The 21526-nt window shown below is 61.9% G+C and carries 25 protein-coding genes; 10 read left to right on the top strand and 15 right to left on the bottom strand.

Features of this window, described 5'->3' with window-relative positions:
• The first annotated feature begins 225 nt into the window (after positions 1–225).
• The gene (locus tag QWE_RS11675) at positions 226–417 is read left to right on the top strand and encodes a CsbD family protein (protein ID WP_006726327.1); all 192 of its coding nucleotides are present in this window, start codon (positions 226–228) and stop codon (positions 415–417) included.
• 123 nt (positions 418–540) lie between these two features.
• Here the strand turns inward: QWE_RS11675 and QWE_RS11670 are convergent, their stop codons facing one another.
• The 5 genes from QWE_RS11670 to QWE_RS11650 are packed head-to-tail and all read right to left on the bottom strand — an operon-like array spanning position 541 to position 6764.
• Entirely contained in the window at positions 541–2277 is a 1737-nt protein-coding gene (locus tag QWE_RS11670) for an acetyl/propionyl/methylcrotonyl-CoA carboxylase subunit alpha (RefSeq protein WP_006726326.1), read from the bottom strand.
• Positions 2278–2324: 47 nt separating this feature from the next.
• Positions 2325–3926, bottom strand: coding sequence for a 5-oxoprolinase subunit B/C family protein (locus tag QWE_RS11665; RefSeq protein ID WP_006726325.1), 1602 nt, complete (start codon positions 3924–3926; stop codon positions 2325–2327).
• Positions 3927–3933: 7 nt separating this feature from the next.
• Entirely contained in the window at positions 3934–4740 is an 807-nt protein-coding gene (locus QWE_RS11660; protein ID WP_006726324.1) for a putative hydro-lyase, read from the bottom strand.
• 22 nt (positions 4741–4762) lie between these two features.
• A complete protein-coding gene (locus tag QWE_RS11655) occupies positions 4763–5527 on the bottom strand; it encodes a LamB/YcsF family protein (protein WP_006726323.1) in 765 nt (254 codons plus the stop codon).
• A gap of 22 nt (positions 5528–5549) precedes the next feature.
• The gene (locus tag QWE_RS11650; RefSeq protein ID WP_085942932.1) at positions 5550–6764 is read right to left on the bottom strand and encodes an NRAMP family divalent metal transporter; all 1215 of its coding nucleotides are present in this window, start codon (positions 6762–6764) and stop codon (positions 5550–5552) included.
• A 374-nt stretch (positions 6765–7138) separates the two neighbouring features.
• Between QWE_RS11650 and QWE_RS11645 the strand changes: the two genes are divergently transcribed.
• Positions 7139–7789: a GntR family transcriptional regulator gene (locus QWE_RS11645; RefSeq protein ID WP_006726321.1), complete on the top strand. Its 651-nt coding sequence runs from the start codon at positions 7139–7141 to the stop codon at positions 7787–7789.
• 23 nt (positions 7790–7812) lie between these two features.
• On the opposite strand, the gene QWE_RS11640 is transcribed toward QWE_RS11645, so the two are convergent.
• The 4 genes from QWE_RS11640 to QWE_RS11625 form a co-directional block, all read right to left on the bottom strand.
• Entirely contained in the window at positions 7813–8571 is a 759-nt protein-coding gene (locus tag QWE_RS11640; protein WP_006726320.1) for an SDR family oxidoreductase, read from the bottom strand.
• 76 nt (positions 8572–8647) lie between these two features.
• Positions 8648–9157, bottom strand: a complete 510-nt coding sequence (locus tag QWE_RS11635; RefSeq protein WP_006726319.1) for an acyl-CoA thioesterase — start codon at positions 9155–9157, stop codon at positions 8648–8650.
• A gap of 97 nt (positions 9158–9254) precedes the next feature.
• On the bottom strand, positions 9255–10103 hold the full coding sequence (locus tag QWE_RS11630) for a hypothetical protein (protein ID WP_006726318.1): 849 nt from the start codon (positions 10101–10103) through the stop codon (positions 9255–9257).
• Between the two features lie 284 nt (positions 10104–10387).
• A complete protein-coding gene (locus tag QWE_RS11625) occupies positions 10388–10927 on the bottom strand; it encodes a histidine phosphatase family protein (protein ID WP_240532535.1) in 540 nt (179 codons plus the stop codon).
• A gap of 268 nt (positions 10928–11195) precedes the next feature.
• Here QWE_RS11625 and QWE_RS11620 point away from each other — a divergent pair, with 268 nt between their 5' ends.
• The gene (locus QWE_RS11620; protein ID WP_006726316.1) at positions 11196–12287 is read left to right on the top strand and encodes a glycoside hydrolase family 25 protein; all 1092 of its coding nucleotides are present in this window, start codon (positions 11196–11198) and stop codon (positions 12285–12287) included.
• 22 nt (positions 12288–12309) lie between these two features.
• Here QWE_RS11620 and QWE_RS25470 read toward each other — a convergent pair whose 3' ends face one another.
• On the bottom strand, positions 12310–12486 hold the full coding sequence (locus tag QWE_RS25470; RefSeq protein ID WP_085942931.1) for a hypothetical protein: 177 nt from the start codon (positions 12484–12486) through the stop codon (positions 12310–12312).
• Between the two features lie 202 nt (positions 12487–12688).
• Here QWE_RS25470 and treZ point away from each other — a divergent pair, with 202 nt between their 5' ends.
• Together treZ and QWE_RS11605 are read left to right on the top strand one after the other, a co-directional pair.
• Entirely contained in the window at positions 12689–14536 is a 1848-nt protein-coding gene (gene treZ, locus QWE_RS11610; RefSeq protein WP_006726314.1) for a malto-oligosyltrehalose trehalohydrolase, read from the top strand.
• A gap of 86 nt (positions 14537–14622) precedes the next feature.
• Entirely contained in the window at positions 14623–14877 is a 255-nt protein-coding gene (locus QWE_RS11605; RefSeq protein ID WP_006726313.1) for a hypothetical protein, read from the top strand.
• Between the two features lie 149 nt (positions 14878–15026).
• Here the strand turns inward: QWE_RS11605 and QWE_RS11600 are convergent, their stop codons facing one another.
• A complete protein-coding gene (locus QWE_RS11600) occupies positions 15027–15302 on the bottom strand; it encodes a BON domain-containing protein (protein ID WP_040300043.1) in 276 nt (91 codons plus the stop codon).
• A gap of 101 nt (positions 15303–15403) precedes the next feature.
• On the opposite strand from QWE_RS11600, the gene QWE_RS11595 reads away from it, so the two are divergent.
• A complete protein-coding gene (locus QWE_RS11595) occupies positions 15404–17095 on the top strand; it encodes a sensor histidine kinase (protein WP_006726311.1) in 1692 nt (563 codons plus the stop codon).
• Between the two features lie 62 nt (positions 17096–17157).
• Positions 17158–17388: a hypothetical protein gene (locus QWE_RS11590; protein WP_006726310.1), complete on the top strand. Its 231-nt coding sequence runs from the start codon at positions 17158–17160 to the stop codon at positions 17386–17388.
• A gap of 18 nt (positions 17389–17406) precedes the next feature.
• On the opposite strand, the gene QWE_RS11585 is transcribed toward QWE_RS11590, so the two are convergent.
• Positions 17407–17559, bottom strand: a complete 153-nt coding sequence (locus tag QWE_RS11585) for a hypothetical protein (protein ID WP_157790707.1) — start codon at positions 17557–17559, stop codon at positions 17407–17409.
• A gap of 38 nt (positions 17560–17597) precedes the next feature.
• Positions 17598–17918 carry a hypothetical protein gene (locus QWE_RS11580; RefSeq protein WP_006726308.1) on the bottom strand — a complete coding sequence of 107 codons (321 nt, stop codon included), beginning with the start codon at positions 17916–17918 and terminating at the stop codon, positions 17598–17600.
• A 100-nt stretch (positions 17919–18018) separates the two neighbouring features.
• Between QWE_RS11580 and QWE_RS11575 the strand changes: the two genes are divergently transcribed.
• Together QWE_RS11575 and QWE_RS11570 are read left to right on the top strand one after the other, a co-directional pair.
• Positions 18019–18297 (top strand): hypothetical protein, encoded by a 279-nt coding sequence (locus QWE_RS11575; RefSeq protein WP_006726307.1) that lies wholly within the window; start codon positions 18019–18021, stop codon positions 18295–18297.
• Positions 18298–18299: 2 nt separating this feature from the next.
• Positions 18300–18509, top strand: coding sequence for a hypothetical protein (locus QWE_RS11570; RefSeq protein ID WP_157790706.1), 210 nt, complete (start codon positions 18300–18302; stop codon positions 18507–18509).
• Between the two features lie 72 nt (positions 18510–18581).
• Here the strand turns inward: QWE_RS11570 and glgA are convergent, their stop codons facing one another.
• The gene (glgA, locus tag QWE_RS11565; protein ID WP_040300063.1) at positions 18582–20033 is read right to left on the bottom strand and encodes a glycogen synthase GlgA; all 1452 of its coding nucleotides are present in this window, start codon (positions 20031–20033) and stop codon (positions 18582–18584) included.
• A gap of 128 nt (positions 20034–20161) precedes the next feature.
• Positions 20162–20425, bottom strand: coding sequence for a DUF2934 domain-containing protein (locus tag QWE_RS11560; RefSeq protein ID WP_006726304.1), 264 nt, complete (start codon positions 20423–20425; stop codon positions 20162–20164).
• A gap of 288 nt (positions 20426–20713) precedes the next feature.
• Between QWE_RS11560 and ku the strand changes: the two genes are divergently transcribed.
• Positions 20714–21520 carry a non-homologous end joining protein Ku gene (gene ku / locus QWE_RS11555; protein ID WP_006726303.1) on the top strand — a complete coding sequence of 269 codons (807 nt, stop codon included), beginning with the start codon at positions 20714–20716 and terminating at the stop codon, positions 21518–21520.
• The last annotated feature ends 6 nt before the right edge of the window (positions 21521–21526 follow it).

Genomic DNA, 21526 nt, shown 5'->3' with positions numbered 1-21526 from the left:
TTCTGTGTTCTGCGGATGCGCAGAAAAAGGGGGAGCCTCACACATTCGTGTTCCCTAGGGCCCCATCTCGTCAGGGGTATTTGGCCTCAAGCATCGGAACGAACCGCGCCCTAAAGCATTGTAGGTGCAAGCGGATCGTTGAACAGCGCGAGATGGACTTTCCCGGCAGAAATGACCGGGTAGCGAATTGAAAGCTGTGCGTTACCGCCAACAAGGAGAACGAAAATGGGTTCCACATCCGACAAGATTTCCGGCAAGACGAATGAACTCGTAGGCAAGGCCAAGCAGGCCGTCGGTGACGCCACCGACAACCACAGCCTGGAAGCCAAGGGCGCGGCTCAGGAAGCCAAGGGCCATGGCCAGCAGGTCAAGGGTGAAGCCAAGGACGCCGTGAAGAACGTCGTCGACAAGGCCTAAGTCTCATCGACTTCAGCGTTTGGCCCGCCATTGGCGGGCCTTTTGCTGTTTCAAGCGCAGTTTTTCAGATCAGATTGGCCGACACAGTTCGGCGAGCCCTACCAGCCCAAACGCACGCAGCACTTAGTCCAGATAGCGCGCGATTTCCTGCCCGGCAGCCAGATAGGCGCCTGCCTCGCTCTTGAAGCTGACACGCCCGGCGCGGGTCGCGATGACCTGGGTTTCCATCTTCATCGCTTCCATCACCGCAATCAGCTCGCCGCTTTGCACCTCTGCCCCGTCCTCGACCTTGAACGCCTGCAGCGTACCCGAAATGGGCGCGGTTATGCTCAGGCTGTCTTGCGCCTTGGCGGTTGAGGCGTCTACACTGCCAGCCGGTCCGCCAGCGAGATTGCCGAGGCCGGAAAGTAAAATGGCTGGGACCGCCAGTTCGTGTCTTTTGCCATCGATCTCCACATGCGTCCGGATCAAGGATGCATCAGAAACCGGCTCCGGACGGGAGGCGGCCGCAAGCGGCTCTGCGAAATCCGTCTCGATCCAGCGGGTGTGAACGCGAAAGCCTTCTTCTCCGGTGAAGTCGCGGTGTTCCATGGCCGCGCGATGGAAGGGCAGGACGGTCGCCACGCCTTCGATCTTGAACTCGGCGAGTGCTCTTCGTGCACGGGCCAGCGCCTGCTCGCGCGTCGCGCCGGTCACGATCAGCTTCGCCATGAGAGAATCGAAGGTTCCAGGAATGGTCGAGCCGCTGACGACGCCGGTATCGAGGCGAACGCCGGGACCCGAGGGCGCATCGAAACGGGTGATCGCACCCGGTGTCGGCAGGAAGCCCCGGCCGGGGTCTTCGGCATTGATTCGGAATTCGATCGAGTGGCCACGCGGGGCCGGCGTCTCCAGAACCTCGAGTGCCTTGCCTTCGGCAATGCGGAACTGCTCCACCACGAGATCGATGCCGGTGGTTTCTTCGGTCACCGGATGCTCGACCTGCAGACGGGTATTCACTTCCAGGAACGAGATGGTGCCGTCAACACCGAGCAGAAACTCGACCGTACCGGCGCCTGAATAGCCGGCAGCTGCACAGATCTTCTTGGCAGCGTTATGGATCGACTGTCGCTGCGCGTCGGTCAGGAAGGGTGCTGGCGCCTCCTCGACGATCTTCTGGTTGCGCCGCTGCAGCGAGCAGTCACGGGTGCCGAGGACAAGCACATTGCCATGTTTGTCGGCCAGAACCTGTGCCTCGATATGGCGTGGCCGATCGAGGAAGCGCTCCAGGAAACATTCGCCGCGACCAAAGGCGGCCTCCGCTTCGCGCACGGCGGAATGATAGAGCTCGGCGATCTCTTCCATTTTCCACGCGACCTTGAGGCCGCGGCCGCCGCCGCCATGAGCGGCCTTGATCGCGACGGGAAGCCCATGCTGCTTGGCAAAAGCGATGACCTCGTCAGCGGTCTCGACCGGACCATCGCTGCCTGCGACCAGTGGAGCACCCACCGACTGCGCGATCCGCCGCGCCTCGACCTTGTCGCCGAGCGCCTCGATGACTTCCGGGTCCGGGCCAATCCAGGCAAGCCCTGCCTCCTGGACGGCGCGGGCAAATTCGGCGCGCTCGGAGAGGAAGCCGTAGCCGGGATGGACGGCATCGGCTCCTGACCGCTTCGCAATGTCGAGGAGCTTCTCGATGTCGAGATAAGTCTCGGCGGGACGGCTGCCCCCAAGGCCATAGGCCTCGTCTGCGAACTTGACGAACACTGCATCCATGTCCGGATCGGCGTAGACGGCAACGGATTGGAGCCCGTAGTCGCGGCAGGCGCGGATGATACGCACGGCGATTTCGCCGCGATTGGCAATCAGCACTTTCTTCATCGGGGTCTCCTCACTGTCTTCTTGGGCTTTCATCGCGGCGTTGCGGGTCATGCCCTGTCGGGCACGATCTCGGCGAAGCGCGTGATGGTCCGGAACTGGATTTTGGCATTCACCGGGATCTGCCCGGCGAGATCGAGATGATATTCGGCGACCGTGCCGATGACCGGATAGCCGCCAGTCAGCGGGTGATCGGCAAGGAAAAGCACAGGCTGGCCGCTATGTGGAACCTGGATCGCGCCGGTCGCCGTGCCCTCGCTCGGAAGCTCTGCCTTGTCCTTGCGTTCCAGCGGCTCTGGTCCGGACAAGCGGATGCCGACCCTGTTCGACTGCGGCGTCACCTCAAAGAGCTGGGACGAGAGCGTCTCGATCCCGTGCTCTGTGAACCAGTCGCTGCGCGGCCCCATGACCACATCGAGCGTGACGATGTCTCCCGGTGCGGGGCAGTCGAAGGCGGGGCTCTCGGTGAGCGAAACGGGCGAAAGGCTGTGCTCGGACGTGCCAACTGCAATCACTGCGCCCATGCCGACCGGGTCGGGACCGACGACGGCCAGCGTATCGGTCGACGCGCTGCCGAGAACCGGCGCCACGTGGATACCGCCGCGAAAGGCGATGTAGCTGCGCGCGCCTCGGGCGGCAAAGCCGAGCGTCACGCGATCGCCGGGTTCGAGCGAGATGGGCTGATAGCTGGACGCTTCCGTCACGCGGCCTTTCGCATCCTGGATGGAGACAGGGCAGGGCGCACCGGTCAGCGCCATCACGCCAGGGCCGGAAATCTCGAACGAGAAGCCACCCATGGCAATTTCCAGACAAGGGGTGTCGACCGGATTACCGACGATGCGGTTTGCGGCCCGAAACGCGCCCTGGTCCAGCGCACCGGCGGAGGAGACACCCTGGCCCGTCTGACCGAAACGACCGAGATCCTGCACCAGCGCCGGCACAGGGGCTGCCGTGACCTTGATGGTGGTGGATGCTGAATGCTCGACCGCAGCGGTCGCGACCGTATCCGAAGTGCCGGCCGCGATCGTGGTCTGCGCACGTTTGGCGAGATCGAAGAAGCGGACGCGGTATCCCGGCTGGAAGAGGGCAGGCGGCTCGCGCGTCAGGTCCCACATCTTCACAGGTGTGGTGCCGATGATCTGCCAGCCGCCGGGGCTCGCCTGCGGATAGACCCCGGAAAAGGCGCCAGCGAGCGCCACGGAGCCAGCGGGGATCTTCGTCCGAGGGCTCTGGCGCCTCGGCACTTGCAGCATCGGATCGCCGCCGACGAGATAACCGAAGCCGGGGGCAAAGCCGCAGAACGCGACTGTGAGCTCGCTTGCGGTATGTCGTTCGATCACTTCCGCAATAGACAGGCCCGTCAGATCAGCGACATCCTGGAGATCCTCACCGTCATAGCTTACGGGGATTTCGACCAGCATGTCGGATGGCGCGATCTTGGCCGAGAGGTCGCGCGTGCTGATCGCCGCCGCCAGCTTTTCCGCCGTCAGCGTCTCCGGACGAAAGCGGATCATCAAAGTGCGCGCGGCCGGCACGATGTCGACGACCCCCTCGACCGGTTCCGCCTCCAGCGAGGCGAAGAGCGCGAGCGTCTCGTCGAGATCCTTCAATTCGACGATCAGAACGGTCAGGCTGACGGGAAGAAAACGCATCGTGGCCTCAGGCGTGATAGGCGGAATCGGGGATATCGGTGATGAACATGTGGCCGGGGGCGTGGGTGATGGCAAACGGGACATTCGACGCCATGACCGCAGCCTGGGGTGTCACCCCGCAGGCCCAGAAGACCGGCACTTCACCCGGCTCGATCCGCACGGCATCGCCGAATTCCGGCTTGCCGAGATCGGCAATCCCGAGCTCTTCCGGCGCACCCACATGCACTGGTGCCCCATGCACGGCCGGGAAGCGGCCAGAAATGGTGGCCGCATCCGCCACGCGCGCCGCCGGGATGGGGCGCATCGAGACGACCAGATTGCCTTGCAGTCGACCCGCAGGCCGGCAGGGACGATTGGTGAGATACATCGGCACATTCGACTTGTCGGTGATGTGCCGGATCTCGATGCCCGCCTCCATCATCGGCGTCTCGAAGGTGAAGCTGCAGCCAATCAGGAAGCTGACGAGATCGGGATGCTCCGCCCAGGCCGCGGTCGCATCACTCACTTCTTCCGCGAGCTTGCCGTCGCGCCAGATCCGGTAGAGCGGCACATCGCGGCGTAAGTCGGCACCTTTCGCGAGAACGGTCGCATGCGAGCCCGGATCGGAGACGTCGAGCACCGGACAGGCCTTGGGATTGCGCTGCGCATAGAGCAGGAAGTCGAAGGCCCAGTCGCGTGGAAGCACGATCATGTTCGCCTGGGTGAAGCCCGGTGCTACACCCGAAGTCGGTTCGACGGCGCCTGCGCGATAGCGCTCACGGGCCGCCCTCGCTGCGGCCGTATCCACATGCCGCAAAGTGTCGAGATTGATCATCGAACGTCTCCTGTTGAGGGCGTCAGCGCGTAAGGAAGGACCGCACCACAATGCCGTCCTTCTCGAAGGCCTCGCGGATCTCGCGTGCGATCGCGACCGCGCCGGGGCTATCGCCATGGACGCAGATGGACTGCGCATCGATCTTGATCGTGGACCCGTCTATCGCCTCGATCGTGCCGTCATGCGCGAGTTGCAGCATGCGCTTGGCGATGAGGCCCGCATCATGCAGCACGGCGCCGGGTTCCCGCCGGGATACGAGCGCGCCGGACGGCGTATAAGCACGGTCGGCGAATGCTTCGGCAACAACCTTGAGGCCGGAGGCACGGGCAAGCTCGAGGATCGGTGACCCCGCAAGCCCCATCATCACAAGATCAGGATCGATCGCCTTGATGCCGTCGATGACGGCCTGGCCCTGTTTGGCGTCATGGGCAATACGATTGTAGAGGGCACCATGCGGCTTCACATATCCGACGCTGACCCCGGATGCCGCAGCAATGCCTTTGATTGCGCCGATCTGGTAGATCACATCGGCGGTGAGTTCCGGCGAGGTGACATCCATGTCGCGCCGGCCAAAGCCGACGCGATCCGGGTAGGAGACATGCGCCCCGATCGAAACACCGCGTTCGGCGGCAGCCTTGACCGTCTTCAGAATGCCGACCGGATCGCCGGCATGGAAACCGCAGGCGACATTGGCGCTGGAGACGATTGCGAGCATCGCCTCGTCGTCGCCCATGGCCCAGGCGCCATAGCATTCACCAAGGTCGCTGTTCAGATCGATGGCAGTCATGTCTTCCTCCCTGTTCTCGTTCTCAGGCCGCGGTCAGCAGCGCGAAGATCGGTCCTATCGACTTGTAGCCCATGTACCAGGTGAGCGCACAAGTCAGTGCTCCCAGGATCAGCAGCCAGCGCGGATAGCGATAGCCACCCATCAGATCGGAGCGCGCCCAGCCGGCATAGATGAAGATGGTCAGGCCGATCGGCAGGATGAGACCATTCAGACCACCGACGAAGACCAGCATCTGCGCCGGCGGCGTCGTGATGATGATGTAGAAGAACAGCGAAACCGCGATGAAGATGACAGTCGCGATGTTGCGGGCGCGTTCGGTCATGTCCTTCTTGAAGACGGTGACGAAGGATACCGAGGTATAGGCCGCGCCGATGACGGAGGTGATCGCGGCTGCCCAGAAGATCGCACCGAAGATGCGCATGCCAACGTCCCCTGCGGCAGCCTGGAATGCCTGGGCTGCCGGGTTGGCGCCAGCACCGGTAACGTCGATCGCTACACCGCTGGCGACAACGCCGAGGATGGCAAGGAACAGCACGTAGCGCATGACGCCGGTGACGGCGATGCCGGTCAGAGCGGCGCGGTTCACAGCGCCGAGGTTCTCGATGCCAACAGTGCCCTTGTCGAGCAGACGGTGGGCGCCGGAATAGGTGATGTAACCACCGACCGTGCCGCCGACGATCGTCGTGATCGTAGCAAAATCGATGGTGCTCGGTAGAAAGGTCTGGAAGAAGGCGTCACCCACCGGCGGCTGCGAGACAAACGCGACATAGACGGTCAACACGATCATCATCAGGCCAGCGACGACGATGACGCGGTCGATCGCCACACCTGCTCGGTGCGACAGGAAGATGCCGATCGCAAGCAACGCGCTGATCGAGCCGCCCAGTTTCGGGTCGAGGCCCAGCAGCGCGTTGAGGCCGAGGCCGCCGCCGCCGATATTGCCGATGTTGAAGAACAGGCCGCCGACGATGACGAGGATCGCCAGCACATAACCGGTGCCGGGAATGGCGGCGTTGGCGATATCGGAGGCGCGCATCTTGGTCAGCGTCACGATCCGCCAGATGTTCAGCTGGACCACGAAGTCGATGAGGATCGAGGCGAGGATCGCAAATGCGAACGCCGATCCGAGCCTTGTCGTGAAGGTTGCGGTCTGGGTAATGAAACCAGGCCCGATGGCGGACGTCGCCATGAGAAAGATTGCGGCGATCAAGGCGCCGCGGCGCGTCTTGGCGGACATGCCGCCGGATGCGGCTCCATCGGGAGCTGTCGAAGTCTGTTCCATGTTACCCTCTCGGTTGACCTGTCCCGGCTTTGCGCGGGGCTTGTTGTTCACCTGCAGGGGTAGCCTCTCGTGGTTTCACAATTCTGTCAATATTGTTCAACGATTTTATTTTATCGTTCTACTTGATTGCCGCAATGTTGAGCAAATTGATACTCGGATAAGCAGTTTCCCGCTGTTCAAGAACAATTTTTGGCCGTGATTGGCTCCCGCCTTGCTGCGATTTCGCACATGGACGATAAGGCAGCAGAGCTTTCCATCGATCGACGGATGGCTCGTGAAGATGCAGCGGGCTAACCGGTACATTGGGGCCGGCACCTTGGGGAATGAGCATGGCAGAGACGGAAACGACAGCGGCCTTGGCGCCACGCCTGGCGGAAGCAATTCGCGACAGGCTGATCAGCGGAGAGCTGAAGCCCGGGCAGCGCTTGTCGGAAGCTGCCCTGAGCGCCGATTTTGCCGTGTCTCGCAACTCGTTACGCGAAGCATTCCGGCTATTGACCAAAGACGGTCTGCTTCAGCACGAACCGAACAGGGGTGTCTTCGTCGCAACGCCCAGCATGGCTTCGATCATCGATATCTACCGCGTTCGTCGCCTTGTAGAGTGTCAGGCGCTGTCCAATGCCTATCCCAACCACCCGGCAGTTGCCCGCATGCGGGCGGCAGTCGAGACCGCCCGTGCGGCGAGCAAGCTCAACGACTGGACCGCAGTCGGTAGCGAGAACATGAAATTCCACGCGGCAATCGTCGATCTGGCCGATAGCGAAAGACTGACGGGCTTTTATGCGCAGATCGCCGCTGAACTGCGCTTGAGCTTTGGCCTGCTGAAAGAGCCCGAACTGCTGCACGCGCCCTATGTCGAGATGAATGCGGCCATTCTTGAAAAACTGGTGGCAGGCGATCCCAAGGGAGCGGCCGCCGCCTTGGAAGCCTATCTCCTGCAGTCCGAACGGACGGTTCTGGCGGCCTTCTCGCGTATCTGAAGACGCAACACCCAGACTTGCGTTCAGAGGGAAGCGGTAATGCCTCCGTCCACATAGAGGATGTGGCCGTTGACGAAGGAGGAAGCGTCGGACGCGAGAAAGACGCAGGCCCCGGCCAATTCCTCGACCTTGCCCCAGCGCCCCGCCGGCGTGCGTTTCGATAGCCAGGCCGTGAACTCCGGATCTGCAACGAGGGCCGCATTGAGCGGTGTCTCGAAATAGCCGGGCGCAATCGCGTTGCATTGCAGCCCATGGCGTGCCCAATCGGTCGCCATGCCCTTGGTGAGGTTGCCGACGGCGCCCTTGGTCGCCGTGTAGGGCGCGATCGTCGGACGCGCGAGTGCCGTCTGGACGCTGGCGATGTTGATGATCTTGCCACGCTTGCGGCCGATCATGTGTCGGGCGACGGCTTGGCCGACATTGAAAACGCTTGAGACATTCGCGGCCAGCAGCTTTTCGAAGGCATCAGGCGGGAAGTCTTCCAGCTTCGCTCGGTGCTGCATGCCGGCATTGTTGACAAGGATGTCAATCGGACCGACTTCCGACTCGAAGCGATCGACCGTCTCGCGCACGGCCATGTGATCAGTGACGTCAAAAGGCAGAATCCTGGCTCCGGGCCCGAGCTTGGCTGCAGCCGTCTCGAGCTTGTCCAGGCTACGGCCGTTGAGCACGATTTCCGCGCCGGCCTCCTGCAAGCCGGAGGCGAGGGCAAAGCCGATGCCCTGCGAAGAGCCTGTCACCAGCGCGCGGCGCCCCGAAAGATCAAAAAGCTTCTGCATCATTTCCAACTCCACCATGCACCACAGCCTCCTCGGACTTGGTCAAAGGTGTGACAAAGTCAAGCAAATCGGGTTCGCCTCACGCGATCGGAAGGGCTTCTTCTGCGGTCTGGCTTGCCTCTCTGAAGCGCGCCTCGAATTCCAGTCGCAGTGCCCGGCGGGTTTCCGCAGCGCGCTGTCGACGCTTGCGAACCTCTGTTTGCGGCATGTAGGTCGGCACCGCCGTCGGTCTGCCTTCGGCATCGACGGCGACCATCGTGAAGTAACAGGAATTCGTGTGCCGCCGCTCGCCGGTTCTGATGTTCTCTGCCTCGACCCGAATGCCGACCTCCATCGATGTCCGGCCGGCATGGTTGATAGAGGCGCGGAACGTCACGAGCTCGCCGACATGGATCGGCTGGCGGAACACGACCTGATCGACCGACAGGGTGACCGCATACTGTTGCGAGTAGCGCGAAGCGCAGGAATAGGCGACCCGGTCGAGAAGATTGAGCAGCGCGCCGCCATGCACCTTGCCGGAAAAATTCGCCATGTCGGGGGTCATGAGGACCACCATCTCCAACTGGCTGGTGTCATGCGTCGTGTCCATGAGATCCCTCTGCCCTCGATTGCAGGACGATTCTATTGTGCGCCTCTACAAGGACGCAAGTGGCAGACGTCATCGCTGCGCTTGCAGGCGCTGGCGATCAGGCGGCGAATGTCTGTCCGCTCTCTGCATGATCGGCCGTTTCTGCCATCCAGCCCCAGAAGGAGAGGTGAAAGTCACGGATCTCGTTCAGCATTTGCGGGGTGAGTGCGGTTCGATGAGTGCGACGATCCTGGAGAACGAAGCCTCGGGCTTCCGCTCCGTTGACGACATTGCGCAGATGGGAATGGGAGATGCCGAGCCTCTCGGCGAGCTGCCGCGTATCGAGAAGAAACCAGCGTGTCTCCTGCTCGCCGGCATCTTCATAATGGGCCCGAAGCAGCGCAAGCGCGATCCTGTCGCCGCAATCGAACCGGTCGAACCAGGACCATGCGTCCTGGCCGTGGGTCGTGTGCGACCTCACCCGGTCCAGCATCAGTCGCGCCGCTGCAATATAGCGCAGCGCGAAAACCTCGTCGCTCTTCAGGCGGTGCGTGCTGCCGGTCGGCAGGAGCCCGGCCACTTCGGCGCAGGTCATGTGATGCGACAGCCAGGTCTTCAGGCCGTCGAGCAGAGGTGGCTTGGCGAGCAAGATCCTTGTTCGACGGTCTCCGTCATGATCGACCGCCTCGATGAAGCGGGCAAACCGGAGCAGTGAGAAGAAGCTGGAAAGCGTTCTAGACCGTCCCATCTCGGCCTGGATTCGGGTGAGCGTCGGCCGCTCGCCGAGCCCGAGTTCGGCCTCGCAATGCATCACGGCAAGCAGGCCTGCTGCATGGGATTGAAGATTGCGGCCGAAGATCTTGTTGATCAGCTTTTCGCCGAAATGCATGGGCAGGATGCTGTTGGCACAATATCGGATCGCGTCTTCATAGGCCTGATCGTCCAGCCGTGCCCGCCATGCATCCATGCCTTGTCGCTCCCATCGTCGCCGAACAAAGCTAACACGCTTTCCCGCAGACTTCCGTGACAGCGATTACACCGCGGCAGCGGCATCATGGAAACGGCAGAATGCGCCCGGAGATCGATCGATGCAGATTTTAGACTCCCGTTGGCGCCGCGTTTGGAGAAGTATGGTGGCGCCGACCCTGCCGGCGCGTCCGTCGGGGCATGTCTGGATTGCCGCCGCACCTAAACCTGTTTCAAGTCCTTTCATCACGCGCGGTCCCCATTTCTGCCGCATGATTTTGCCTGTCATGCCCCGGCGGATTGCCGGCCGATCACGCTGACCGCGCCGGCCGCATCCATGGTCGTGAAGACGAGCTCGCCGCTGCGAGGAACGACGGATGTCATCCCCGTGATGTTCACTTGATGGGTGACCAGCACCAGCGGCAGGTCGACCGGTCGGGTCGACAGCCAGGCTTTGAGCGCTTCTGTCTGTCTGGCTCCGTTTCCGGGCCTGCCGAAGAAGGAATTGAGAAGCGGCTGCGGCGACACCGGCCCAAGCTCCAGCAGCCGGGCAGTATCCAGAGATCGGCACCATTCGCTCGAATAGACCGCCGCTCTGTCGATCCCCTGGCTACGCAACAAGGAGCCGATACTCCTTGCCTGTGACCGTCCCTCGTCGGAGAGATTGCGCTGCGTTCTGCAGTCGCCGAGGCGCATGCCCGCAGGATCACCTGTTCCAGGCGCGATCGCATGCCGCAGAAGCACGAAAGCCCGCTTGGCGCGCAACGCCTCCCAGGGATCGGCGCTGCGCGAAGGCTTGCTCGCCAGGGCGAATAATGAAGTCATCAGAAAAGCGCGTCGTGAAGGCATGGCTGTCGTTCCCCGGGCACCACGAAAAACCGAACATTTAGTTCTACGGCGCGCGAAACAATCGAGATCGCCGGCGCGGCGCACATCTCTGTGAAGAGGGGACATTCGAGTTCTAAGCACGGCACCTGGGCTCGGCCCGTAAAGATTGCATTCACCTTTTCCCGGTAAAGCTTTGTTAGCAATTCCCAGAGGCCCCGGGTGTCCGACTTCGAATGCGCCCGGCATTAGTTTGAGTTCTTGTGCCATGCGTTCCAAGGTTGTCCCTTCGCTCCTCATCGGCTGTCTGGTGCTTGCCGGCTGCAGTGCTCGCACCAATCCGATAGAAGCCCTGCAACTTGGCTCAAAGGGGGCGCCCCAACAGGTTCAGACTGCCGCAGCCCCGACACCTGCCGTCGCCGTCGACGAGCAAACAGGTTCCATTGCATCCGCGTCGACATCCGGCAGTGACCCGCAGGCTTTGTCCTGGGCGGGAGACACGCCGAACCAGGCGCATTTCGATACGCCGCAGATGACCGCCGGCATGCCCGTACCCGACCAGCGGCCAATGGCGATGCTGTCGTCCCCGATACGCGCGGTCCTGGCACCCCGGGACCCGACTGAGCGCTCCAACGGACGCCATCGCGTTTTCAATCAGCGCTTCAGCGATGCCAAACCGATCAACTTCGGCAAGGTGACACCGAAGCATCATGCCGTGCACGGCGTGGATGTTTCGCGCTGGCAGGGGAATATCGACTGGCAGACGCTACGCAGCCAGGGCGCCAACTTCGCCTATATCAAGGCGACCGATGGTGGCGACCATCTCGATCCGATGTTTCACACCAACTGGAAGCGGGCCAAGGAGGCCGGCGTAAAGCGCGGCGCCTATCACTTCTTCTATTGGTGCCGCGTCGCTTCGGAGCAGGCGGATTGGTTCATCCGCAACGTCCCGCGTGATCCGGATGCCCTGCCGCCGGTCATCGACGTCGAATACAACGGCGAATCCAGCTGCCGCTTCCGCCTCTCGCCGGAAAAGGCGCGCGAAAAGATGCAGGTCTTCATGGATCGTCTGGAGCGGCATTACGGCAAGCGGCCGGTCATCTACACGGCCCCCGACTTCTACAAGGACAATCTGCGCGGCCACTTCCTCGACTATCCCTTCTGGCTCCGCTCGGTCGCGGCCCATCCCTCCAAGGTCTATCCGGGCCGCAAGTGGGTCTTCTGGCAGTATTCCGGCTCCGGCCTCTCGCAGGGCGTCAACGGCAAGATCGATCTGAATGTCTTCTATGGCTCGGTCGCCGACTGGCAGAATTGGGTCGCCGGCAAGAAGAGCTGGGAGAGGGTCGCGGGCCTGCGTTGAGGCCCGCGTCGACACTAGGGTGTCAGATAGGCGACGGCTCCGTCACAGGCGGATCGCGCGTCTCGTCGGGATTGGGTGTCGGCACCTCGTCCGGCAAGACGTCCGGCTGCGGCTCCTCGATCGGGACTTCCGGAGCCCAGGTCGGAGCGGGCATCGGGGGCTGGTCGTCATAGGGTGTCGTGGGGTTTGGGGTCGTCATGATCATCTCCCTGAGAACCGCCCGCCGCGGGATGCGGCCGGGCTCGGCATCATGAAGAAGCAATCCCGCCGCCCTCGACTTTGTTCCTGAAAACCCGGCAGCCCTCATCGCCGCCGTTCTGCGCTCCTCGCATCCGTGCCGGAACTTTACCCTTGTCCATATTGTTCGATCCACCGGATGAACCGAGCGAGAGGGCGAGCGGATGGACGAACAGCGATCGAAGCCCGAAGACGAGCGGCCGGTCGATCCGGAATACCGGGTGTTTCCCAAAAGCTGGGGCGCGGAATACATCGCTGCCGGCGAGGTGCGGTTTCGCCTGTGGGCCTCGGGCATCGAGACACTCAACCTTCGCCTGAGCGATGAAGAGGTGCCGATGACGGCCATGGGCGATGGCTGGTGGGATCTCCTCGCGACCAACGTCGCGCCCGGGACGCCCTATGCCTTCGTGCTACCGGATGGGAGACATGTGCCCGATCCCGCCGGCCGCGCTCTGGAATCGGATGTTCACGGTCCGTCGCTCGTTGTCGATCCGACCGCCTATCGCTGGAAGAACAGAGGCTGGACGGGCCGTCCCTGGTCTGAAGCCGTAGTCTATGAAATCCACGTGGGGACTTTCACTGACGAAGGCACATTTGCTGCGGCAGCGGCAAGATTGCCCGCCCTTGCAGATATTGGGGTGACAGTGGTTCAACTGATGCCCGTTGCCGCCTTCGGGGGCAAGCGCGGCTGGGGTTACGACGGCGTACTCCTCTACACACCCCATCCGTCTTATGGCTCCCCCGATGACATGAAGGCCTTCATCGATGCGGCCCATGGCCTCGGTCTGATGGTCATGCTCGATGTCGTCTACAATCACCTGGGGCTCGATGGAAATCATCTGCAAGTCTACGCGCCTGACCTCTTCATGACTGAAGGCACTCCCTGGGGACCGAGGCCGGATGTGTCCCGCAAGCCGATGCGTGACCTTATCGCGGAAAACGCACTCTACTGGCTGGAAGAATTTGCCCTCGACGGCCTCCGCTTCGATGCCGTCGACCGGATTGAAGACGCAGACAGCGACGAGCACTTCGTCGAAGAGCTGGCGCTTCTGATCCGCAAGACTTTGCCGGGGCGTCACATCCATCTGGTGGTCGAAGACAGCCGCAACATCACGGCTCTCCACGAGCGAAGCGAGGACAATGCGGTCCGCCTCTATGACGCGGTCTGGAATGATGGCTATCACCACCTCATCCATGCCTGGGCCACCGCCGAGCATGTTGGGCATTTCAAGGTTTTCGCCGATAACTTCTGGCCACGCATCGCAAAGACGCTCGCAAGCGGCTTCGCCATCCAGGGGGAACGGATCGAGGGCAAAGGCGATGCACTGGTGGGCGAACCCAGCGGCCACTTGCCGCCCGTCACCTTCATCAACTTTCTGCAGAACCACGATCAGATCGGCAATCGCGGTCGCGGCGATCGCTTGTGGAGCCTCATCGACCCCGATCTCGCCGAGCGGTTGATGGCGATCTTGCTGCTCGCGCCGCAGATCCCGATGCTCTTCATGGGCGATGAATTTCGATCACGCGGCAGGTTCTTCTTTTTCAGCGACTACCCCCTGGATCTCGATCAGAACTCTCTTGAGGATCGACTGCAGCAAGCCAGGTCATTCGGCACGGAAGACCTCGAGCTTCAGGAAATTCGCAACCCCAATGATCTCGACACCTTCCTCGCCTCCAAGCTCGACTGGCAGGAGGCTGAAACCGAACGAGGGATGGTATTACGAACCATCTTCCGTGACCTGATCGAAAAACGAAAGCGTCATCTGATGCCTTTGCTTGAAGATGTCGGCGGCGGCGTTGGCCATGTGTTGTTGGCGGAGGAGGGGAGGCTGGCAATCGATTGGCAGCTGGGGGAGCATCGCTGGCAGTTGCGGGCAAATTTCAGCGATGAGATTGCAACGCTGCCGCCGGTACATGGAGCCGCCATCCATGTCATGCCGCCCGAAGCTCAGTCAGACATGCGGGATCTCTCACGCTTTCCCGCGGCAAGCCTGATTGTAACCTGCGGCTAGCGGGCCCCTGACGCAAAAAAAAACTGCACCTTGGCAGGAACCCTTGAGCCGATTGCACGTTCTGGTGAAATCAGGAGGAGTGCGGCATGACTGAGGTGTATTGCGATATTATTCCCCAAGCCAGTGGTTGGTGCTTTCTGTCGGAGGAAGGACAGTCGGCCGTTTATCCGAGCTATCGGCTCGCGGTGGAAGCTGCGCGAGAATATTCCGCGAGCAAAGTCTCCATCCGTAAGGTGACGGTTCTGCGCCAGCAGGATTTGCGGGGACGTATGCAGGAGATTGCCGGCATTGCGCAGGCATGGGGACCGGACGGCACGACCGGCATGGGTGGACGCGCCTGACGTTTCGTCTGGCCAGAAAAATCGGAATATAGGTGAAACCGATCGACGCAAAGGTGATCCCGGCGGGTCCTTGGGATTGGCGTGAAGCCTGTCCCCGGCGTTCGGCCGCTATGCGACGCCGCGCTACGTGCGGGACCCATTCCCCAGTGTCAGGGCGCTTCGCCGCTTTCCATCCGAACCGTGACCTTTTCGACCCCTGGAACTGCAAGCGCGACTTCCACAGCCCTGTCCATCTCCTCGCGCGTCGTAACGCCGCCGAACAGCAAGATCTCCTTGCCCGTCGCCACGACGCGAAGGCCTTCCGCCCCCACACCGTCAGAGGCGGCCAGCGCGTCGGCGACCCGTTGCTCGAGCTCAGCCTCGGCTGGAAACTCTACAGCCACCTCGGGGGCCTCTCCATGGAAACGCTGGGGTTTGAATATCATGGCAACCTCCTGTGTCGCGGTCATCATCCTAACGCCCGCACGCCCATTTGGTTCGCTGAGGTCCCTATGATTTCTGGGCCTCGCTGCAGGAGGGCGGCGCTTTGAACCGCGTTGGCAGGTTGTTTGCTGGTCTCTTTCCGACCGCGTCGATCGGCTCGTATCTCGCCGCAATGGCCGTTCTGGCGACAGTCCCGCTCCTTGTCTTTGTCGCCTTTCTGCTGTTGCAGCTCGAGCGATCGCAATTTCAGACCATGCGCACGGACGTGGCAGACGATGCCCAGGCCATAAGCCGCGCCGTCGAGCGCAAGATCGCCGACATGGAAACGACGCTCGCCCTTGTGGCGAATTCCGTAGAGCTGCAGCAGGGCGACCTGCAGGCATTCCATGCGCGCGTCGGAGAAAGCCTCAAGGAGAGCTCTCTCTATGTCATGCTGGCGCGGCGGGACGGGGTACAAGTCCTCAACACGCGGATGCCTTGGGGCGCCGCACTGAAACCCATGGCCAATCCAGGCTCGGTCATGGCGGCCCTACGCTCCGGCAAGGTCGAGCTTTCGGGCGTCTTCTTCGGCGCGACGAGCGAGCGCTGGGTGGTCAACCTGACCATGCCTGTCACCGCGCGGACTTCGGACGGCATCAACGCTGTCGTGCTTACCCAGGATGCCGCGAGCCTTGCAAGCCTTGCCGCCGGCGAAGCCTTGCCGTCCGGATGGTCGTCCGCACTGGTGGATGGCGATGGCCGGATCGTCGTGTCGAACGGCGCCGAGAATAAGCCATCCGGTACTGAAATCGAGCAAAGCTGGCTGGATCTGATGTATGGCTCCAACAACAGTGCCGTCTTTTACCAGAACGGTCGACAATATCTGATGGGATACGCGAAAGTCGCGGACTGGCCGTGGCGCGCTCTGGTCTGGGGACCCGTGGACAGTCTCAAAGGGTCGTTCATCACCCTCTGGCAAAGTCTTTTGATCGGGAGCCTCGTTCTGATGACACTGCTGCTTGGGATCGTTCTGGTCGCAGCCCACCATCTGCGCTCGGCGATCCGCAGGATTGCATGCATGGCGGAGCGCATCGGTCATGGTGAGATCGTCTCGCCGGTGCGCACCAAGATTCTTGAGGCCAACCAGGTGGCGGTGGCTCTGTCGAATGCTTCCTTCGACAGGGCAGAGGCGGAAGAACGCATTCACTTCATTCTGCAGGAGCTCGTTCACCGCACCAAGAACATCCTCTCGCTGGTCCAGGCGATGATGCGGCAGCTGGCCCGCGGCACCGATGACGTCGAAGAGTTTCAGCGGGCCGTCAGCGGTCGCCTGGCAGGGCTTGCACAGTCGATCGAAGCGCTTGCCAAGCAGCAATGGGGCGGCATTCCGCTGGCGTCCCTCGTCGACTTGCAGCTGACCACCGTCACGGGATCTGTGGATCGCATCCATCGCCGAGGTCCGGATCTGCTGGTCAATGCGAATGCAGTCCAGAATCTCGGCCTGGTTTTTCATGAACTGGCGACCAACTCCGTCAAATACGGGGCTCTGTCGGTGCTCGAAGGCCGGCTTTGGATCGAATGGGAGGTGCTGGAGCCCGCGACACAGGATGAAGAGCCTCGACTTCGGCTGCAATGGATCGAGCAATACGGTCCGCCTGTCACGAAGCCCACACGGCGTGGCTTCGGATCGACCGTCATCGAACGTCATGCGGCAAGTGCGTTTGCCGGCAATGTCACGATCGATTTCGATCCCGCGGGCTTACGCTGGACGCTGGTCGCGCCGCTCTCTTCCTTCCTCGCAGGGTCCACCGACTAGGCGGGCACAGGAACCTTTCGGTGCGTCATCGGGTTGATGATGACCACTTTGGAGGATTGACCATGACTGACAAGCGCCAGGAAGCTGACAAGGCTAAAATCCATGACGACGCGAAGGGCCAGTTCGCTGGCACGCAGGCCGGCGGCGACAGCGACGGTGTCGCAAGCGCCAAGCCTACCGTGGTGACAGGGTCCGAAGACGCCACCGTCAACAAGTGGCCTCCGGGCAAGGAAGACAAGCCGAAAGACTGGGACGCCAATTTTGACATCCGAGAACAGACCAACCGCCGTTGATTAGGTCAGTTGATCAGGTCAGAACTTTCCTGACCCCATCCGCGCACCATTGATCTGTGCGGGGACCGCCACGAGCGAGCGGGAGCGCTCCCGAAGCGGCAGGTCGGCGCGCAAGGGCAAAGCGACCTGCCGATGTTCCTTGCTCTCTGTGTCACGCTTGGGCTTGCGCATATGCGTGAGCCACCTCGTTACCATCGCTCTGATCATAATCATTCCCTCTTCTTGATTGCCTCTGTGAAACCGTTTGGCTGATTGAGATCGCTTGCCGTTCGCCTCAGGGCCTCTGCGCGCGCTTTGGCCGTGTCCAGGATATCCCGGATCGCTTCACCCTTTTCATGACCGCGCCCGATCCCGGCAGACGGCTCCACGCCGGGATCTTCTGCGCCGTCGCGCAAGAGCACTTCCTGTTCGAGATTGCGCAGCATTTCGGGAGCGCCCTCTGGCGAGATCAGGATTTCGCTCAGCAGCGAGACCAGGATTTCCCGGTGCGCGTTGAGCCGGGCCTCCATCGTCTTCAAATCGCTGTCCACGGTGTTTCTCCTTCTGTCGATCAGCCTTCGAAAGGGGAACATTGGGACGCCCCAAATGTTTCCTGAAGGAGCAATTTCTTCTGTCGAAAAGGAGTGGATCATGTCCGAGACGGTGCGTCCGCCACGCTGGCGTCGCTTTCCCGATCCGCGTGACCGGCTGATTGTCGCGCTGTTCGCCCAACTGGAGGCGGAACGGCAGACACGCGAAACACTGCGCCAGGCAATCCGCTCTGGCGCCATCGACCCCGCTGTACTCGAGGCCATCGCCGAAGACCCGGTTCCGGCGAGCAGCGATGATATTGCGGCGCTCGAACGCACCATCGCCTTTCGCGAGCGCGTTAATGGCGATGGCGACTATCAAAGAGAGGATTGGAGATGAACGTGAAGAGAACGACGGCCGTACTCGCCGTCCTTGGACTGCTCACGGCTTGCGGCGATGGCGGCAACAACAGCAGCAGCAATTCCACCGGCTCACAGCAAGACGTGGCTCCCGACACCTTGCCGGCGATGGAAGCCGATAGGGACCCCACCCCGCAGACAGGGACCGGGGGTGCCGGCCAGAGCAGGCCCGATGGACAGGCCAATCCCTGATCTCGCGGCCGAATACGAACAGAGGGCCCGGTATGATCCGGGCCCTCTGTTTATGTAGAATTGCTTCACGGCTCAGTGACGGAGCTCGGCACCGGTTTCCGTCAGGCGACCATAAACTTCGGCATAGCTTTCGGCACTGCGATCCCAGGAATAGTCGGCACGCATTGCCTGCAACTGCAGCCTTGCCCACTGTCGCTTGTCGCCATAGGCATCGACCGCGCGACGCAAGGCATGGCGCAGGCCCTCCGGTCGAACCGGATGGAACTGGAAGCCGGTGGCCGCGCGAGCTGATATCGCCGCATCATTGGCGTCGATGATCGTCTCGGACAGGCCTCCCGTGCGCGACACGACGGGCACGCATCCGTAGCGCAGCGCATAGAGCTGTGTCAGGCCGCAAGGCTCGAAACGCGACGGCTGGATGATGGCATCCGAACCGCCATGAATGAGATGCGCCGTGGGCTCGCTGTAACCGACCGATACTGCCATCCGTCCGGGGAAGCGCGCGGCAGTTGCCTTCAGGGCGTCCTCGATGTCGTGGTCGCCTTGGCCATGAACGATGAGCCGGCCGCCGCGATAGAAGATTTCGTCCGCGACCTCGGCCAGCATGTCCATGCCCTTTTGCCACGTGATTCGGGTAACGGCGGAAAAGAGCGGCCCGTCGCCCGGCTCCAGATTGAAGCGCTCGAGCAGCAGAGCCTTGTTGTTCTTCTTGTTGCGCACCGTCTTCACGTCGTAGCGGAAAGGCAGGTAAGGATCGGTGGCCGGATTCCAGACCTCCTTGTCGATCCCGTTGACGATCCCCTGCAGTCTGTCCATGCGCGCGTTCAGCACGCCGTCCAGTCCCATGCCGAAAGTGGGCGAAAGAATTTCCCGCGCATAGGTGGGGCTGACGACGGTGATGTGATCGGCCGTCACCAGGCCGCCCTTGAGGTAGCTGATGTCGCCAAAATACTCCATCTGTTCGACGGAATAGACCTCCGGCGGCAGGCCGATCTGCGGCAAAAGCGATGCCGAATACTGTCCCTGGAAGGCGAGGTTGTGGATGGTGAGCACGACGGGCACTGCAGAGCCCATCTGCCGCAGATAGACCGAGGTCAGCGCAGACTGCCAGTCATGAGTATGCACCAGATCCGGCTTCCAGCCCGGCAACACTCCGGCCGCGATCTCGGCGCCGGCAAGCGACAGAACCGCAAAGCGCTTCCAGTTGTCGGTATGATCGACGCCATGTTCGTCGACATACGGACCGCCTGGACGATCGTAGAGCGCTGGCGCATCAAGGACGAAGAGGCTGAGACCGTCGATCTCCAGATGGCGCAAGGTCGCCTTTTCGCCGAGAAGATCGTCGAACTCCATGAGTGGCGGATGAAGGCGCGCGAGCGCCAGGATCGACGGATAGCCAGGCACCAGCGTATGGGTCTCGATACCATAGGAGGAAAGCGCCTTTGGCAGCGCTCCAGTGACGTCCGCCAGACCGCCGGTCTTGACCAGCGGATATATCTCCGAGGTTACCGCCAGCACATGCAGAGGGACACGTGTCGGGTAATGCCGGCGCGGACCATGCTCCTCTTCGTCCCGGTGATAGGCTTCCCGCACACGCTGGATGAATTGCGCCCGGCTGAGCGCCAGTGAAAGATCGACTCCTGCCACCTTGGTCACCCTTTCCGGCTCCTTGAAGCCTTTTTGGCCGGAAGCACCGGCTCCTCGGTGATGACAAGACCTTCGTTCTCCGCCGACGTTTGGGCCGCTGCGATCCGTTGGCCGGACTTGGCCGTGGTCTGGCGTGCCGCCGCCTGGAGGGTTTCCCAGTCGGTGAGTGCTGTCTGCCAATGCGCTTCGTCCCGACCATCGGGACGGCCTTCCTCTTCCCAAAGCGAATAGGCTCGCCGGGCAATCCAGTCATAATCTCGTTCAGGCATGGCAATTCTCCGTCGTCGCCCAATGCCCGTTCCGTACGCAATCGTCCTCGGCCGAGCGCGGTCTCGTCGCACCCGCCGGCTCCCCGGTCAGATCTGTCTTCGATACCCCCATACCGACTTCAAATCCTCCGGCTCATCATTGGAGAGGAACAGGCAAGAGATGAACGCCATCGGGGGCAAACGGTTCCCGTTGCAACTGGCGATTTGAGCGCTGATCGGAACTGTTCCGTGCCGGGGGCGTTTTCCGGGGCAGTGCCGCGGCTGGATGGCGTTCGGGAGGTAGGGCAAATGGCGCAGCGCGCGTTCTGGAAAGGCTATCTGAAACTGTCCCTCGTCACCTGTCGGGTGGCCATGACACCCGCCGTCACCGAAAGCAGCAAGCTTCGTTTTCACAACATCAATCGCAAGACCGGCAACCGGGTCGTCAGCCGTTATGTCGACGCCGAAACCGGCAAGCCCGTCGATGATGAGGATCAGGTGAAAGGCTACGAGCGAGCCGAGGACGATTATGTCCTGTTCGAGGATGACGAACTCGAGGACGTTGCGCTGGAAAGCACCCGGACAATCGATATCGAGAGCTTCGTCCCGCGCAGTTCGATCGGCTGGATCTGGTACGACAGTCCGCATTATCTGGCGCCCGCCGACAAGGTGAGCGAGGAAGCCTTCGCCGTCATCCGCGAAGCCATGCGCAAGACCGACACCGGCGGCATCGCCCGTCTGGTGCTCTACCGGCGCGAACACGCCGTGCTTCTCGTCCCCCGCGACGATGGAATGGTCGTCTGGACGATGCGCTACGGCGACGAGGTTCGCGAACCCGATCCTTTCTTCAAGGAGGCCGGCAGGTCCGACGTCGCAAGCAGCGCCAAAACCATGATGAAGAAGCTCATGGAAGCACGCCTGAGAGACTGGGATCCGAAACTCGTACGCGATCCGGTCGAGGAGCGCCTGCACGAAATCATCGAAAGCCGCACGAAGAAGTCTAAGCGGACGAAACCAAAGAAGACGGCGGAGCCGGAGCGCAAGGACAATGTCATCGACATCATGGAAGCGCTCAAGCGAAGCCTCGCTTCGGAGAAGAAGACGGCACGGAAGTAACGTTTC

This window comes from Agrobacterium albertimagni AOL15 (assembly GCF_000300855.1).
Lineage (GTDB): Bacteria > Pseudomonadota > Alphaproteobacteria > Rhizobiales > Rhizobiaceae > Allorhizobium > Allorhizobium albertimagni.
Note: the sequence above shows the minus strand (reverse complement) of the source record. Positions and strands in the feature narration are given on the sequence as shown.

Excerpts from the sequence above, each read along its gene's own strand:
- QWE_RS11675 (WP_006726327.1), top strand. The coding sequence starts at position 226 with ATGGGTTCCACATCCGACAAGATTTCCGGCAAGACGAATGAACTCGTA.
- QWE_RS11670 (WP_006726326.1), bottom strand. The coding sequence starts at position 2,277 with ATGAAGAAAGTGCTGATTGCCAATCGCGGCGAAATCGCCGTGCGTATC.
- QWE_RS11665 (WP_006726325.1), bottom strand. The coding sequence starts at position 3,926 with ATGCGTTTTCTTCCCGTCAGCCTGACCGTTCTGATCGTCGAATTGAAG.
- QWE_RS11660 (WP_006726324.1), bottom strand. The coding sequence starts at position 4,740 with ATGATCAATCTCGACACTTTGCGGCATGTGGATACGGCCGCAGCGAGG.
- QWE_RS11655 (WP_006726323.1), bottom strand. The coding sequence starts at position 5,527 with ATGACTGCCATCGATCTGAACAGCGACCTTGGTGAATGCTATGGCGCC.
- QWE_RS11650 (WP_085942932.1), bottom strand. The coding sequence starts at position 6,764 with ATGTCCGCCAAGACGCGCCGCGGCGCCTTGATCGCCGCAATCTTTCTC.
- QWE_RS11645 (WP_006726321.1), top strand. The coding sequence starts at position 7,139 with ATGGCAGAGACGGAAACGACAGCGGCCTTGGCGCCACGCCTGGCGGAA.
- QWE_RS11640 (WP_006726320.1), bottom strand. The coding sequence starts at position 8,571 with ATGATGCAGAAGCTTTTTGATCTTTCGGGGCGCCGCGCGCTGGTGACA.
- QWE_RS11635 (WP_006726319.1), bottom strand. The coding sequence starts at position 9,157 with ATGGACACGACGCATGACACCAGCCAGTTGGAGATGGTGGTCCTCATG.
- QWE_RS11630 (WP_006726318.1), bottom strand. The coding sequence starts at position 10,103 with ATGGATGCATGGCGGGCACGGCTGGACGATCAGGCCTATGAAGACGCG.
- QWE_RS11625 (WP_240532535.1), bottom strand. The coding sequence starts at position 10,927 with ATGACTTCATTATTCGCCCTGGCGAGCAAGCCTTCGCGCAGCGCCGAT.
- QWE_RS11620 (WP_006726316.1), top strand. The coding sequence starts at position 11,196 with ATGCGTTCCAAGGTTGTCCCTTCGCTCCTCATCGGCTGTCTGGTGCTT.
- QWE_RS25470 (WP_085942931.1), bottom strand. The coding sequence starts at position 12,486 with ATGACGACCCCAAACCCCACGACACCCTATGACGACCAGCCCCCGATG.
- treZ (WP_006726314.1), top strand. The coding sequence starts at position 12,689 with ATGGACGAACAGCGATCGAAGCCCGAAGACGAGCGGCCGGTCGATCCG.
- QWE_RS11605 (WP_006726313.1), top strand. The coding sequence starts at position 14,623 with ATGACTGAGGTGTATTGCGATATTATTCCCCAAGCCAGTGGTTGGTGC.
- QWE_RS11600 (WP_040300043.1), bottom strand. The coding sequence starts at position 15,302 with ATGATATTCAAACCCCAGCGTTTCCATGGAGAGGCCCCCGAGGTGGCT.
- QWE_RS11590 (WP_006726310.1), top strand. The coding sequence starts at position 17,158 with ATGACTGACAAGCGCCAGGAAGCTGACAAGGCTAAAATCCATGACGAC.
- QWE_RS11585 (WP_157790707.1), bottom strand. The coding sequence starts at position 17,559 with ATGCGCAAGCCCAAGCGTGACACAGAGAGCAAGGAACATCGGCAGGTC.
- QWE_RS11575 (WP_006726307.1), top strand. The coding sequence starts at position 18,019 with ATGTCCGAGACGGTGCGTCCGCCACGCTGGCGTCGCTTTCCCGATCCG.
- QWE_RS11560 (WP_006726304.1), bottom strand. The coding sequence starts at position 20,425 with ATGCCTGAACGAGATTATGACTGGATTGCCCGGCGAGCCTATTCGCTT.
- ku (WP_006726303.1), top strand. The coding sequence starts at position 20,714 with ATGGCGCAGCGCGCGTTCTGGAAAGGCTATCTGAAACTGTCCCTCGTC.